At 34.3% G+C, this 13365-nt stretch carries 17 protein-coding genes and 1 pseudogene; 6 read left to right on the top strand and 12 right to left on the bottom strand.

All coding sequences use genetic code 11. The features are described from left to right. The first annotated feature begins 354 nt into the window (after positions 1-354). Both ACFZP3_RS07550 and ACFZP3_RS07545 read left to right on the top strand, forming a co-directional pair. Positions 355-1554 carry a hypothetical protein gene (locus ACFZP3_RS07550; RefSeq protein WP_386086937.1) on the top strand — a complete coding sequence of 400 codons (1200 nt, stop codon included), beginning with the start codon at positions 355-357 and terminating at the stop codon, positions 1552-1554. Beyond that, positions 1551-1721, top strand: a complete 171-nt coding sequence (locus ACFZP3_RS07545) for a hypothetical protein (protein WP_353286839.1) — start codon at positions 1551-1553, stop codon at positions 1719-1721. Before ACFZP3_RS07550 ends, ACFZP3_RS07545 begins: the two co-directional genes overlap by 4 nt. A gap of 128 nt (positions 1722-1849) precedes the next feature. Here ACFZP3_RS07545 and ACFZP3_RS07540 read toward each other — a convergent pair whose 3' ends face one another. The 11 genes and pseudogenes from ACFZP3_RS07540 to ACFZP3_RS07490 all read right to left on the bottom strand — a co-directional run bounded on the left by ACFZP3_RS07540 (position 1850) and on the right by ACFZP3_RS07490 (position 7917). Further along, complete coding sequence (locus ACFZP3_RS07540; protein ID WP_265017346.1) at positions 1850-2017, bottom strand: hypothetical protein; 168 nt, start codon at positions 2015-2017, stop codon at positions 1850-1852. A 52-nt stretch (positions 2018-2069) separates the two neighbouring features. After that, positions 2070-2843: pseudogene (locus ACFZP3_RS07535) on the bottom strand (SGNH/GDSL hydrolase family protein); the annotation flags it as partial. Between the two features lie 17 nt (positions 2844-2860). Further along, entirely contained in the window at positions 2861-3049 is a 189-nt protein-coding gene (locus ACFZP3_RS07530; protein ID WP_386086938.1) for a hypothetical protein, read from the bottom strand. A gap of 207 nt (positions 3050-3256) precedes the next feature. Continuing rightward, positions 3257-5200 (bottom strand): RNA polymerase sigma factor RpoD, encoded by a 1944-nt coding sequence (rpoD, locus tag ACFZP3_RS07525; protein ID WP_386086939.1) that lies wholly within the window; start codon positions 5198-5200, stop codon positions 3257-3259. A 123-nt stretch (positions 5201-5323) separates the two neighbouring features. Then, on the bottom strand, positions 5324-5650 hold the full coding sequence (locus ACFZP3_RS07520) for a cation:proton antiporter subunit C (protein WP_253307288.1): 327 nt from the start codon (positions 5648-5650) through the stop codon (positions 5324-5326). Beyond that, positions 5647-6066: a Na(+)/H(+) antiporter subunit B gene (locus tag ACFZP3_RS07515; protein ID WP_164224942.1), complete on the bottom strand. Its 420-nt coding sequence runs from the start codon at positions 6064-6066 to the stop codon at positions 5647-5649. Before ACFZP3_RS07515 ends, ACFZP3_RS07520 begins: the two co-directional genes overlap by 4 nt. Then, positions 6059-6586 (bottom strand): DUF4040 domain-containing protein, encoded by a 528-nt coding sequence (locus ACFZP3_RS07510; RefSeq protein ID WP_264688399.1) that lies wholly within the window; start codon positions 6584-6586, stop codon positions 6059-6061. The genes ACFZP3_RS07515 and ACFZP3_RS07510 overlap by 8 nt, the downstream gene beginning before the upstream one ends. A gap of 1 nt (position 6587) precedes the next feature. Further along, positions 6588-6875, bottom strand: a complete 288-nt coding sequence (gene mnhG / locus ACFZP3_RS07505) for a monovalent cation/H(+) antiporter subunit G (protein ID WP_386086940.1) — start codon at positions 6873-6875, stop codon at positions 6588-6590. Positions 6876-6881: 6 nt separating this feature from the next. Next, positions 6882-7127, bottom strand: a complete 246-nt coding sequence (locus ACFZP3_RS07500; RefSeq protein WP_082860906.1) for a monovalent cation/H+ antiporter complex subunit F — start codon at positions 7125-7127, stop codon at positions 6882-6884. A 28-nt stretch (positions 7128-7155) separates the two neighbouring features. Continuing rightward, the gene (gene rpoZ / locus ACFZP3_RS07495) at positions 7156-7560 is read right to left on the bottom strand and encodes a DNA-directed RNA polymerase subunit omega (RefSeq protein ID WP_386086941.1); all 405 of its coding nucleotides are present in this window, start codon (positions 7558-7560) and stop codon (positions 7156-7158) included. Between the two features lie 60 nt (positions 7561-7620). Continuing rightward, a complete protein-coding gene (locus ACFZP3_RS07490; RefSeq protein WP_386086942.1) occupies positions 7621-7917 on the bottom strand; it encodes a helix-turn-helix domain-containing protein in 297 nt (98 codons plus the stop codon). A 435-nt stretch (positions 7918-8352) separates the two neighbouring features. Between ACFZP3_RS07490 and purE the strand changes: the two genes are divergently transcribed. From purE to ACFZP3_RS07470, 4 genes are all read left to right on the top strand, one after another. Further along, positions 8353-8844, top strand: a complete 492-nt coding sequence (purE, locus tag ACFZP3_RS07485; protein WP_253307285.1) for a 5-(carboxyamino)imidazole ribonucleotide mutase — start codon at positions 8353-8355, stop codon at positions 8842-8844. A 7-nt stretch (positions 8845-8851) separates the two neighbouring features. Next, positions 8852-10711 carry a DNA mismatch repair endonuclease MutL gene (gene mutL, locus ACFZP3_RS07480; RefSeq protein ID WP_265017345.1) on the top strand — a complete coding sequence of 620 codons (1860 nt, stop codon included), beginning with the start codon at positions 8852-8854 and terminating at the stop codon, positions 10709-10711. A gap of 370 nt (positions 10712-11081) precedes the next feature. Next, entirely contained in the window at positions 11082-11222 is a 141-nt protein-coding gene (locus ACFZP3_RS07475; protein ID WP_264736007.1) for a hypothetical protein, read from the top strand. A gap of 149 nt (positions 11223-11371) precedes the next feature. Further along, a complete protein-coding gene (locus ACFZP3_RS07470) occupies positions 11372-12184 on the top strand; it encodes an ankyrin repeat domain-containing protein (RefSeq protein WP_386086943.1) in 813 nt (270 codons plus the stop codon). 258 nt (positions 12185-12442) lie between these two features. On the opposite strand, the gene ACFZP3_RS07465 is transcribed toward ACFZP3_RS07470, so the two are convergent. After that, positions 12443-13304, bottom strand: a protein-coding gene (locus tag ACFZP3_RS07465) for an IS630 family transposase (RefSeq protein WP_386086489.1) whose coding sequence is annotated in 2 segments (ribosomal slippage) — positions 12443-12980 and positions 12979-13304 — 864 coding nt in all. Because the reading frame shifts where the segments join, the coding sequence is not laid out codon by codon here. Positions 13305-13365: the final 61 nt, after the last annotated feature.

The following is a 13365-nucleotide window of genomic DNA, read 5'->3' as shown; positions in this document are numbered from 1 at the left end:
AAAAAACGCCAATACAGAAAATAGACAATGACCAGGGCCTCTTTTGCCTTTTTTTTCGTTTGGTAAATTTCTTAAATATTTATGGCTAAACGACAACCGTCATCCCGCTACGTGTTAGCGGCTAAGAGATACCGCGGCGGTATGACGGTCTGCGGCGGTATGGCGGTTCGCGGTGGCATGACGGTTCGTGGCGGTATATTCGTCATCCCGCTACGTGTTAGCGGCTAAGAGATACCGCGGCGGTATGACGTATTACTTATTATAGTTATAGTTCTACATGAATTACAAAAGTAATATTTACTAGATCTTAATATTTTAGATCTATATTTTAATAAATAATGAGCTGTAATTAGTATGAATGATCCATTTAAAAGTGAGAACTATAAAAAAAATCTTGACTCCTTGATAGAAGCTATAAAGCTGAAAAATATTGGTGAACAATATAATAAAACAGTGAGAGATTTATCCCAGACATTAGAGAGTTTTACAGATAAGGCAGAAGATGTAGCTAAGTTTGTTATATGTAGTGACTTGAATAATTATATAGAACCGGTGAACAAAAAGCCATCAGGTTTTTTTGGAATATTCAAGGAAACATTTAATAAAATCTTGGGAAAAGATGCTTCAATTCAGGATAACGATATAAGAAATTTTGCTAATGATAAATTGCCCAGTCTTGCTGAAAAAATAACATTCGAATACCTAAATGTTTTAAAGAAAATTTCAGATTTAGAGCAAAGTAAAAAAAATCAGGAGGAACATAGATTGTATAGAGTGAACTTAGAGGATAGAACAGCGTCAAAGCAAGAAGAAAATCCTTTATATGATCTACAAGCAGGAGATTCAGGCTATGGAAGTTCATTAAATGAAGAGCATGAATATGAAGACATATCACATTATCAAGAGAAAAAGCAAAAGGAAAATCCTTTATATGAGCAGAGAGAAGATTTAGGCTATGGAAGTTTATTAAATGAAGAGCATGAATATGAAGACATATCAAATTATCAAGAGAAGAAGAGTAAAATTTTAATAGAAAATTCGCAGAGTTCAAAATCGCCCAAAGAAGAGCCAATTTATGCAACAGTTTCTAAAGAACATATAGAGGCAAAAAGAAAACGTAAGCAGAAACAACAACCTCAATCCCTCGTACTACCAAAACCACCAAGAGCATCGCAAGTGCCAAAAAAAATGTTTACTACTGGTCAAGAAGTTAGACAAGAATCGAAAGTGGTAGTCAAAGATAAACCTGCAGTACCGCCAAAGCCTAAAAATCTAAGCCGTGCTGATCAAAAAGTAAGCACAGAGCCAAAAGTAGTAGAAGTAATTCTTAAAAAATCAGCTGAAAGTAAACCTACAGTACCACTAAAATCTGAAAATCAAGACAATAGGAAATCAGCACAAAAAGCTGCTGGTAAGGCGATACCAAAAGTAGCAGCAGCTACTATGAAAGGAGGAGCTAATCGCGAGATGGGCAGTAAAGTAAAGGCATTAAAAGAAAAATTTGAGCAAAATCAAGCAAAACTACCCCAGCAGCACAAGCGGATATCGGTGTGAAGAAAAAACAATCTCATTCATTTCTAACAGAGAATAAAAGATCTGCAACGAAACACATAACAGCAAAATCTGATCCAAAATCTCATGTCAGCAAAAATCCTCCTTCCACACAAGTAAGTGTTAAGGAAATGGTTGCACAAATTGAGAAAGGAAAAGGAGGAAGATAGTAACATTTGGGAAAAAAACATATGGTCAAGTCAAGAGATTGTGAGCAAACTTAGGAAGTTATAGCTAAACTGACTGTATCTGTTCAGAGGAGTGGCTAATGTGCAAATATTGAAGCAAAGTGCGTGACTCACAGCTGTACGAACATTGCAATATGGCACATAGTAAACGATGTCATCCCAGTGCCCAGACACTGGGATCCAGTTTTCCATATAATCTCATCGAAAATGTTGTAATCACTTTCTGTGCTAGTTTGCTTGTTCACAAGCAAACTTTTCTGGTTCCCAGTGTCAAGCACTGGGATGACATCATAGGGACACTGGGATCTAGGGAATGTTCAAAAAACTGTGTCAAATCAACTCATACACTTCATTACCAACTTCATGATGAAGTTCTGCAGTTGGATGGAAATAATCAAAAAAGAAATAATCCTTTAGTGTTTCTTCGCTACACCCAGGGTTATAGTGAACGTCAAGTTCCCCTTTAAATATCAACTTTAAGAGTATTTTTATATTTTCTTTAAATCTCCCAATTTGGTCTGCAATGTTCGATGTGCATGCATCTTGACAATTTAAACCTTTGCTCTTGTATTCGCTAAGCATACTTTTCATTTTAGAGTTAAGATCAAATGCTTTTATTTCAAGATTTGTACTTTTCTTCATATAATCTAAGCCATTAGCCAATTTTGCATTGAAACTCTCTGTGAGCTTCGTAGCTAGTTCCCTTGCTTCTTCATCTCTATTAAAAGCTGGTATTGAGCCAACTTCAGGTGCGTTTGCAACAACTACATGCTTAACACCATGTTCATTTAGAACCTTAAGTGCATTACATATTTCACTCACTGCTTGTTCCAACACTTCTTCCGCTTTAGTATCGTCATAAGCAGTGGCAACCATAACATCATTTCCGCCGATTATGATGCAAAATAAATCTTCTTTACCTATATCTGGATGATGTTTAATTACCGCATCTAGCTGGTTAGCTAAACGAAATTTATTGAAGAAATAATAAAAAATAGGGTCAAAAATTTCAGATGCTGTTGCACATGAAACTGCATAGTTTTGACCTTGCTGTTCGTGGCATTTCCCAAAAAATGAATAACTCCACCCAGGTTTAAATTCGTCTAAATCTAAATATTTTGCTACATATTCAACAGCAGTGGGGCCATTGCTAAAAGATCCTCCTTGATAAAAGGGTCATCAAACTTTACGCTTTTTGCAAAGGATAAGTTATTTAAAATTCCAATGATTGCGCCATTATCGGATAAACTATCACCCAGAACATAAAAATTTCTATACTTTGAATTAGAATTGTCATTTTTGTTTGTCATAATATTTACCGTAGATTAGCATGTTGTTTCATTAGATTCATAAAAAAAAATAGCGGTGCAACTTTTTTACAACCCCCATTTTAAACTTTATTGTGCATTTCCTTCATATCATACCTTTTTGAAAAAACGTTTTATTTTAAAAACGCTCTGACTTTTTCTCCACTTTTTCCGGGCAAAATCAGCTTCTTCTTAACTTGACACGTATACTTAAAAGAACCCTCTAAGTTTTCTAGCGCGGCTTGGATGTTTCAACTTGCGCAGTGCTTTTGCCTCTATTTGCCTAATTCTCTCACGTGTTACATTAAAAATTTTTCCTACTTCTTCTAAGGTATGCTCCTTCCCATCTTTACCAAGGCCAAAACGCATTCTTAGAATTCTTTCTTCCTTTGGTGTTAAAGTTGCAAGAACATTGGTTGTAATGCCACGCAAGTCAGCAAGTATTGCAGCATCCTCTGGTCTGGAGACTCGCTTATCTTCTATACAATCACCGAAGGTACTACTATCATCCTTTCCTGTTGGAGCTTCAAGACTTACTGGGTCCCTTGCTATTTTCATAACTTTGCGTATTCTTTCCAGTGGCATTGTCAGTTCTACACTTAATTCCTCTAACGTCGGCTCTCTTCCCATCTCATGAGTCATTTTTCTTAATGCTCTGTTGATTTTACTGATAACTTCTACCATATGAACTGGTATTCTAACTACTTTAGACTGCTCAGGTATTGCCCTAGTGATTGATTGTCTTACCCACCAAGTGCCATAAGTTGAAAATTTATATCCACGTTTGTAATCAAACTTATCCACGGCCTTCATAAGACCAATATTGCCTTCTTGTATCAAATCAAGCAGATCAAGGCCTCTTTTTGAATACTTCTTAGCAATGGAAACTACTAGCCTTAAGTTAGCCTTAATCATCTCTTGCTTTGCTTCAGAGACTTCTCGTTCGTGTTTTTGTATTCTCCTGATTAGCTCCTTAAATTCTTGCACGTTATCTTCCTGTATATGCTGCTTAATACCGTTCAAAGTACTAGCTATATGTTCAGAGTTATCGTCTATAAACCTTAAAAATTTGTTTTTTAATTCACCTGTAAAAGAGGACTGATTTTCATTGATCTTTAAAAGAATTATCTTTTTCAATTCGTGCTTTAAAAGCACGTCATCATAAACTTTATAGAAACTTTCTCTATCGATATCGTATTTTCTAGCCTCAGCAATAAGATTAGCCTCTTCAAGCGTGATGGATCTATTTATCTTATAAAGTTCTTGTGTAATTCTGGCAACAGCAGCATCACTTAACTTAATTTGTAATGCTATAGACCATATTTGACTATATAAATTCTCTAGTTCATCAGAGGAATCTTTAGAATTTTTTCTTAATACCAATGCTTCATTTGTTAAAGTAATTATCTCATCCAATGCAACTATGACCTTTGGCAATAAGTCACTTTCCATTTCAAGAATAGAAACATTTAAATTCGCTGAATTTATATCTTCATTATCACCGTCTTTCTCATCATCACTTTTTTTACTATCTTTCTCATCATCACTACAGTACTCAGCATCTTCAGAAACATCCTCAGAATCCTCAACATCTTCAGCACTTTCTTCACTCTCTTCTTTGGGTACCACATTAAAGTCAGAGTTATAAATTGCATCCAGATCTATAATTTCTCTCAGTAAGAGAGCTCCACTACTTAAATCATCACGCCATACTTTTATCACCTTTAATGTTACTGATGTTTCAATTATTGTACGTAACATGTTATGCTTTTCAGATTCAATTTTTTTTGCTATCTCGATTTCATCTGCCCTTGACAAAAGCTTTACAGAGCTCATGTCTTGTAAATAAATCCTCACTGGATCATCATTTTGTACTAAAGTTGCAGTAATATTTGGCGATATGTCATCATCATCAAGTTTACTATCATCACTGTTGGAAGGAATATCTTCTTCATCTTCGCTACTTTCAAGCACATTAATTCCGGAATCCTGCAATAAAGATATAGCATCATCTATAAAATCAGACGAAAAATTTTCATCTGATAATTTATCATTTATATCATCAAAGGTGACAAAACCACCTTTTTTTATACTTTTAGTTACAAGATCTCTGATAACTTTTTTCTTATCTTCTGCATCATTAATAGTTGACATCATTACCTTTATAGTTTATAATTTTATTTCTTATTAACAAATAAACTTACAACGAGCAAGTCTATAATTTTACTTTTAACTTGTGGCTATTCGTTACTTCATATAGTTTAAGATACTGTTAATTTATGTACACTTGTCTTGATCAATTGTTCCATACTTTTCTTCCATTTTTACTGCTATGGACAATCCAACTGAAAATGTTGCAATTCCAACCACTATAGCAGTAAGCATTAAAACATGAGGTATAGGATTGCTATATGAATAAAAATTTGAAACCAATATAGGAGGCAAAGAACTTTTTATATATCCTAGAGATATGTAAAACAACAAAACAGATGCTTGGAAGACGCTTACCCCTATCATTTTCTTGATTAAATTTTTATCGTTTATAATAATATATAAACCTAGCACCATTAATACAATAATAATCGTATAATTATATAAAGTCATTGTTTTTTCCTACGAGCAAAATTCATATATATAATTAACATAGAGGAGCAGACAGTAAATGCTACACCTAATTCCACCAAAAAAATACCCAATTTTTGACCGGTTCTATTATTGGCTGACAAGATATCATAAGATAAAAAATTTTGGCCAAGTAAAGTTGTTGCAACGCCCGTTCCTCCATAAATTAAAATACCTAACACGTTAGTCAATCTAATCACAGAATAAGGTATTGCTTTTAGAGTTGTAGATACACCAAATAGCATTGAATATAATATTATCCCGGAGGCAATAATTATTCCTGCTTGAAAACCTCCACCCGGAGTGTAATCACCGTGAAATTGTATGTATAAACCAAATAAAATGATAAAAGGTATCATCAAAAATGTTACTGCATTTAATATCGGATCTTTAATCATTGTCTTTTTCTTCTTTTAATATCAACGTTATACAAAGCGCAGCAGTAAAAACTACTATAGTTTCTCCAAACGTGTCATAACCACGAAAGCTTGCCAAAACAGCTGTCACTATATTAGGAATACCGGTAGCTTTTTCGGTATTTTCCACATAATAAGGAGCAACATGCAAGTGGATCGGAGCATTGTGGCTGCCAAAATCTGGCAATTGAATCATAAAATATGACAAACATACAGCCAGAAATAACATAAAAAAAAGCGTTATAGGGTTATGAGATAGATTTACTTTATGATTCTTTATCAAGGAGAGTGCTGCAAACGTAAAAATCGTACTGAGCCCTGCACCAACAGAAGCTTCAGTAATTGCAACATCAGGTGCATTCATAATTAAGTATATAAGCGCAATAAGTGAACTAAATACACACATTAGAACAGCACTTACGACTAAATGTCGCGAGAAGACTATAAAAACCGTAACTGTTAGTAACAACAAAAGTAGCACTACATTTAATATTTCTAACACCTTAACCTTCTTTAACAGTTTTTTTCTTAACTTTATAATAAGTGCGCGCTAAAATATAGCCATTAGTTGAGATAGCTACCCATATTATAAGAATTAATAATATTATTTTAACAGTATTGATTGAAAATCCATTCTGCAAAGCAAAACCAATTAACAATAGCGTTGCACCGCTAGAATCTGTAATACCTGCTGCATGTAACCTAGTATAGAAATCAGGAAATCTAATTACTCCCACACTTGAAATGATTACTGAACAAATGCCTAAAAATATAAGAACGGATCCTATCATAAATTATTAAAACAACATTAATCTCATTAGTGCTATAGTTGATATAAAGCTAACGCTAGCATACAACAATGCTATATCAATTAAAAAAAAATTATTCAGAATGATTGATATTGCTGTTATGAGTACAACTACTTGCGTTGAGAAATTATTGAACGCTAAAACCTTATTGTACACATCACTTGACTTAGACACTATGCGGCACAACATTATACTCATACAGAACAACAGTGTATAGATAGCAATGTGAAGCATTTAAAGACTATGTAACTTCAGTAGATTTCTAAACGGATACTTCTTCATCGCCATCTTGATCATTTATTTCACCATCCACTTCATAATCTTGGCTTTCTTGACTTGCATCAAGATCTGTGTTAAATTGACCATCAGAAAAATTTAATAAATTCGCTAGCTTACTTGTATTACTGCTGTAAACATTATTCATATTTCCTTTCATGTACTCCTTGCATCTACCTACCAAAAGGTTAAATAGCTCATGAGTATCCACCTGTTTTTCTGCTATTTCATATAAGGAAACTATGGTGTTTTTATGGTCTTTAAACTGAACTGTTTGAACTGGATTACTTGCTCCTGTATTTAAATCATGTGTTCTTTGACTTGCCAATAGAACCAATTTGAAACGGTTACTTACCTGTTCTGTACACTTTTCTACAATAGACTCAGCCATAAGATACTACCTTAATAAGTTTTATACTATATCACAAAAAACAAGTTGTCAACTTTGTATCTATTGCGATTCAACTTCATGTTTTACTTTTTCTGCCTCAGATTTTATTTCTTGGCTTTCTGTCATCGTGATTGTTATTTCATGATCAAGTTTTTTTAGAAATCCTAACAATCGCTCTAAAGAAAAACCATCTATTTTACCATTTTTAATTTGTGATACCTTTGGCTGATCAATACCAAATTTCTCAGCTGCAAAAGCCTGAGTCCAAGCATTTTTTTCTATAATTTTATTTATTATATAAAGCAACTTTGTTTTTATTGCTGCACTGTCTAAGTTATTTAACGATATTATTTCCATAATTCTTACACTCACATATCAATTAACTTTATTAAATATTACAGCATAATATTTAATATACCAAGATATTAATATCATATAACTTGTCAATAATTATATGATATCAAATTTAAAACTTTAAGTTGATTGTATATTAATATTTCAATCAAATTTCTAGTAATTTTAAATTACCATTTTACCATCAGCCTCTCTGAAAAAATCATTTACAGAAAGAACAAGCTAAAATTACAAAGCTTGAAATACAAAAATAATTATTTTATAAATTTATCTTACATAAGAAGTTTATATCTCTATATCTTAACATAGATATTTATTTAAATTTTTAAAATTTCTATTTTAACGAGAATTCTATATACTATATTTATAATATAACTTAAATATTTGTTGCTTTTTAGCTGGAACACTATTTAGTTAGTAAGTAAAATTGTGTTGAATATGACAAAAATAAAAAAAGATGTTGCTGTTATTATGGGAAGTGAGTCAGATTACACCACTATGGTCCATACCGTCGATATGCTAAAAGCATTAGAAGTTTCACATGACATATTCATAATATCTGCACATAGAACACCAGAAAGGCTCTTCAATTTTGCTAAATCTGCACAAGAAGAAGGTTTCAAGGTTATTATAGCTGGTGCAGGAGGTGCAGCTCATTTACCTGGTATGGTTGCGTCATTAACTTGTTTACCAGTTATCGGCGTTCCTGTGCATAGTAAACAATTAAATGGGCTGGACAGTCTACTCTCTATAGTTCAAATGCCAAAGGGTGTTCCAGTTGCAACCATGTCTATAGGAGAAAATGGAGCATATAATGCTGCCATTACCGCCGTATCTATATTGTCAATTTCCAACAGTGAAATTGCAGGTAGGTTAAAAAAGTGGAGAGAGAGACAGACCAAAGAAGTAAAAGAAAAACCAGTTTCATAATAAATCTATGGCAATAATCCTTCTAGACACAAAAACCATAAACCGTATAGCAGCGGGGGAGGTGATAGAAAGGCCAGCAAGTGTAGTAAAGGAATTAGTGGAAAATGCAATAGATGCTGGAAGTTTAGAAATAGAGATCAAAATAGAAAGTGGTGGGCGTAACCTTATTATTGTGACAGATGATGGTAACGGAGTAGAAAAAAACGATTTAGAACTTGCGTTTATGCGCCATGCTACTTCAAAATTGAGCGATAGTGAGTTGATAGAAATCAAGCATCTTGGCTTTAGAGGAGAAGCTCTGCCTTCAATAGCAGCAGTAAGTAGGATAAAATTATCGTCTAAAGCAAGCGGAGCAAGTGAAGCATGGTCTATAAGTTATGAGGGTGGAGAAAAGATGGGGGAGCTAACTCCTTACTCTTTATCACAAGGGACACATATTGAAGTACGAGATTTGTTTTTCGCTACCCCAAATAGACTAAAATTTCTAAAAACCGAAAGAGCAGAAACTCAAAGCATTGTTGATATTGTAAACAACCTAGCAATGGTTAACTACCATATAGGGTTTACTCTCACTTCAGGTAATAAAAAGCTCTTAAAATACGCTAAGCAGACTTCGTTATTTCATAGATTGTGTGAAGTAGAAGAAGAATTTCAGGGCAATTCTTTGGAGGTCAATGAAGAAGAAGACGGCATCAAACTTACGGGACACATCTGTAAGCCAACCGTCAATCGTGGTAAGTCAACTCAGATCTATACATTTGTTAATGGAAGGCCAATTAAAGATAATTTACTTATTGGTGCGGTTAGGTATGCATATCATGATTTTATTCCAAGCGATAGGTATCCTTTTGCAGCGTTACATTTAGAGATACCTTATGATCAAGTAGATGTAAATGTGCATCCAAATAAGTCAGAAGTAAGGTTTCAGAATAAGAAGCTCATATATGAGATAGTGACAAGAGGATTAATCAAAGCATTGTCAAGAAGGATAGGCACCTTTGATGTCATTCCAGCTAGTGACCAGAAAACTACTAATACAATAGAGGGTTTTTTGAAAGGTTCATTATCAGATCCTTTTGATAAATCTGATGTTCAAAATGAATTTTATGAAAGAAGGCCAAGTCCTTTTGAAAATCAACTAATAAAAGAATTTGCTTCTCCAAATGAAAAAGCAAAAGGCTTATCAGAACAGTCAAAATCGTTTGATTATACCGGCATACAGAAATCCCCATCACAAGCGGAAATTATGGTTCTAGAAAAAAAGGTGTTAGAGCAAGTTGATTTGATAGAGAGCCACCCGCTCGGGTTTGCACGCTGTCAGGTCTATAATACTTACATTATTGCCGAGGTAAGAGACAAATTGATTATAGTTGATCAGCATGCAGCCCACGAGAGATTAGTATATGAATGCCTAAAACAAAAATCAAGTATAAAAAGACAAAAACTACTTCTTCCTGAAACGGTTGAAATCAAAAATCAAGCTGGAATGGAGATGATTGAAATCTATAAAGATAAGTTATTTGAAATGGGTTTTGATATTGAAATCAAATCAGAGAATAAAGTGATAGTAAAAGAAATCCCTGCAATTTTGGGAGCAATAGATGTGAAAGAGATGCTAATTAATATAGTGGGTAGATTAACGGAAATAGAAGATACATTGCCAGTAGAAGACAAAGTGAACAAGATATTGGCTACTATCGCTTGTCATGGATCAATTAGAGCAGGCAGGAAAATGAGGTTAGAGGAGATGAATGAGCTGCTGAGACAAATGGAAAAAACTCCATATTCCGGGCAATGCAACCACGGAAGACCAACTTATATAGAAATGAAACTCAGTGATATTGAAAAACTGTTTGAGCGCAGGTAATGAGGTTGCCATAAATATGTAAGTGCTCTTTCCTCGTCATCCAAGTAGCTCATAGAAACGGATTAAACGAAAAACGACTTGACAAACTCCGCCAGCTCCCTTATCATGACAATAAGGGTATTTATGACTCAAAACTTGTTTTTGACCTGCAGGCTCAATGACAAAATTCAGTAAAAAACTTAGGGTATTTATTGGCGGATTACATAAAATTATAGCGGCTGCATGTCTTTTTTATTTTTTCTACATTCAGCCAAATCGCGCTTATTTTAAGCGTTAGCACATTATTACAGCGCCACTTACAGTAATATAGAGTCAAAACTCGCTACTCGGGGCTTCTTTTGCCTTTTTTTTTCATTTGGTAAATTTCTTAATGTTTATAGCTCAAAGAGAGGTGTCATTCCAGCACTTGATGCTGGAATCCAGGAATTTTATCAAGTATAAAAGTTATGTTAAAATGCACCATTTATGGAAAACTAGATCCCAGTGTCTGGGCACTGGGATGACATCATAGGGGCACTGGGATGACACCCTTTCCTAGATGGAGATAAATTACAATGTTTGTACAGTTATGGGATTGCGCAGTGGATGCAGTTTAACATAAAAAGCTTTGCTTTTTGAAATTTTGGGTTATACTAAACTTCAACACTATTAGCAGGGGTAATGATCATGAATAAAGAAGAAGCTTTAAAAATTTTGGAACTAACAGATAGCCATGACGTTATCTCTAAAGCCAGAAAGAAATTATTTGATAGTGAAAAAAACTCAGATGTATTAAAAACGCAGATCGAGGCATATAAATCGCTTACCGATAGTCAAGCAGAAGCTTTTTCGGATCTTGTAATATCAGCTATTAACAGTAATGAGCTAGATTTTCTGAAGTTGTTGCTGAAGACAGTAAAAAATGATGATAAATTTAACTATTTGAATACAGAAGGTACTGGTGGCAGTATACCATTGAACTTTGCATTAAGATATACAGGTTATAAGAATGAGTCAAGAGTTAAGATCATAGCTTTGCTTTTAGAGCATGGTGCTAATCCTAATACAAGAGATCGAGAAGGTAAATCATCATTACACTATGTTATTAATAATAGTGATGGCGTTTCTTGCCACAAAGTTACTGAATCACTTTTAAATAAAGGTGCTGACCCTAATGCAAAAGATAGTCAAGGTAAAACACTGTTGCATTACTCATTTGAAGATAAAAGTCACGATCGTGTTGAAATTGCAAAATTGCTGTTGAGGAAAGGCGCTAACCCAGACTTAAAAGATCATTACAATAAAAGACCAGTAGATTATGCTGAACACAACAGTAAAGTTGGGCAGCTATTTGGTGCCGTTGATCGTGATACGGTGTTACTATACTCTGGTGGTATAGTGATTTTTCGCTTTTTAGTATCTGCTGCGCACTTGAGGCTGCAGTTGGAGATTTCAGAAAAGCAGATAAAATCGGGTTTGCCATTTTTACAGTAAGTACTGCTGCTGTTGCATTATATTGCGCATACTGTGCAATAAAAACTGCGTTTTTTTCAAAACCCTCACCAGATTTTACCGAAGCTAGAGCAGAATTTCTTAATAGTCAATCACCAAATCCAGCAGGTGCAGCTTAATAATTATAGCTAAAGTAATCTAGGTTTACCGTCATTCCGCTACTTGTTAGCGGATGAGATACCGTGAATAAATCACGGTATGACGGTTCGCGGTGGTATAGTATAGCTCTTCTCATAATAGTCAGAATAAAAAAGCAGAATCAACAGCTTGACGGAAAGACTTAAAAATAGGGATATTTTTTCTAGCTCTATTCTTTATAGCAAACCAATTATGCTCAATTTCGTTAAAGTCTGGAGAATATGGAGGAAGATAAAGAATTTCAGCACCAACTCCTCTAGCAAGATTATCTATTTTTTTAGATTTATGGAATGTAGCGTTATCAAGAATTACAGTTTGGCCAGACCTTAAAATTGGAGTTAAAAACTGCTCAAACCAAGCCTCGAAAACATCCTTATTGCAGTATCCTTCAAAGGTCAATGGAGCAATGATCTTCCTTTTATTTAGAGCTGCAATCATACTGACACGCTGAGTTTTTTTACCTGATTTTAATGAATGAAACCTCTCTCCTTTTCTGCAATATCCGTATGGGTAGTCTTCTGTATTATCTATTCCAGATTCATCAATATATACAAGATTTTCATGACGTTTTGTTGCTATAACCTTTAAAAATTGAGCTCGCTTTCCTTCATTTCTTTCTTTATATCCGTAGGTCTTTTTTTCTTGTAAATCCAATATTTTTAAGTGCGCGGTGAATCGTTTGTCGACTGATATTACCCCAGAGTTTAGCCATCTCTGACTGAGTTTTGCCACCATGGTTTTTTGCAAATTTGGTAAAAACATTCCAGTCAGTAATTTTATGGTTATATCCTACGCTTCCAGGCTTTTTTGACTGAAAATCTCCCGTTTCCTTACGCCTTTTCTGCCACTCATATAGAGTCGTTTTTCCAATTTTAAATCTCTCTGCAACAGTTGCTCTACTTTCTCCTTCATCCAATGCCTCCATTGCTTTTTTCCTTAAATCGTAACTATACGCTGCTGGCATACAAACCCCACTACCATAAATCCATATCTTAACTTGTTTGGATTATTATGAGAAGAGCTAT

Source organism: Wolbachia endosymbiont (group A) of Norellia spinipes (genome assembly GCF_964273535.1).
This window is presented reverse-complemented; position numbering and strand designations above follow the sequence as displayed.

What these genes read in the sequence shown, in the direction of transcription:
- mutL (WP_265017345.1), top strand. Translation starts at nt 8,852, where the DNA reads ATGGCAATAATCCTTCTAGACACAAAAACCATAAACCGTATAGCAGCG.
- ACFZP3_RS07530 (WP_386086938.1), bottom strand. Translation starts at nt 3,049, where the DNA reads ATGACAAACAAAAATGACAATTCTAATTCAAAGTATAGAAATTTTTAT.
- rpoD (WP_386086939.1), bottom strand. Translation starts at nt 5,200, where the DNA reads ATGTCAACTATTAATGATGCAGAAGATAAGAAAAAAGTTATCAGAGAT.
- mnhG (WP_386086940.1), bottom strand. Translation starts at nt 6,875, where the DNA reads ATGATAGGATCCGTTCTTATATTTTTAGGCATTTGTTCAGTAATCATT.
- purE (WP_253307285.1), top strand. Translation starts at nt 8,353, where the DNA reads ATGACAAAAATAAAAAAAGATGTTGCTGTTATTATGGGAAGTGAGTCA.
- ACFZP3_RS07515 (WP_164224942.1), bottom strand. Translation starts at nt 6,066, where the DNA reads ATGATTAAAGATCCGATATTAAATGCAGTAACATTTTTGATGATACCT.
- ACFZP3_RS07470 (WP_386086943.1), top strand. Translation starts at nt 11,372, where the DNA reads ATGATCATGAATAAAGAAGAAGCTTTAAAAATTTTGGAACTAACAGAT.
- ACFZP3_RS07520 (WP_253307288.1), bottom strand. Translation starts at nt 5,650, where the DNA reads ATGACTTTATATAATTATACGATTATTATTGTATTAATGGTGCTAGGT.
- ACFZP3_RS07550 (WP_386086937.1), top strand. Translation starts at nt 355, where the DNA reads ATGAATGATCCATTTAAAAGTGAGAACTATAAAAAAAATCTTGACTCC.
- rpoZ (WP_386086941.1), bottom strand. Translation starts at nt 7,560, where the DNA reads ATGGCTGAGTCTATTGTAGAAAAGTGTACAGAACAGGTAAGTAACCGT.
- ACFZP3_RS07490 (WP_386086942.1), bottom strand. Translation starts at nt 7,917, where the DNA reads ATGGAAATAATATCGTTAAATAACTTAGACAGTGCAGCAATAAAAACA.
- ACFZP3_RS07500 (WP_082860906.1), bottom strand. Translation starts at nt 7,127, where the DNA reads ATGCTTCACATTGCTATCTATACACTGTTGTTCTGTATGAGTATAATG.
- ACFZP3_RS07475 (WP_264736007.1), top strand. Translation starts at nt 11,082, where the DNA reads ATGTTTATAGCTCAAAGAGAGGTGTCATTCCAGCACTTGATGCTGGAA.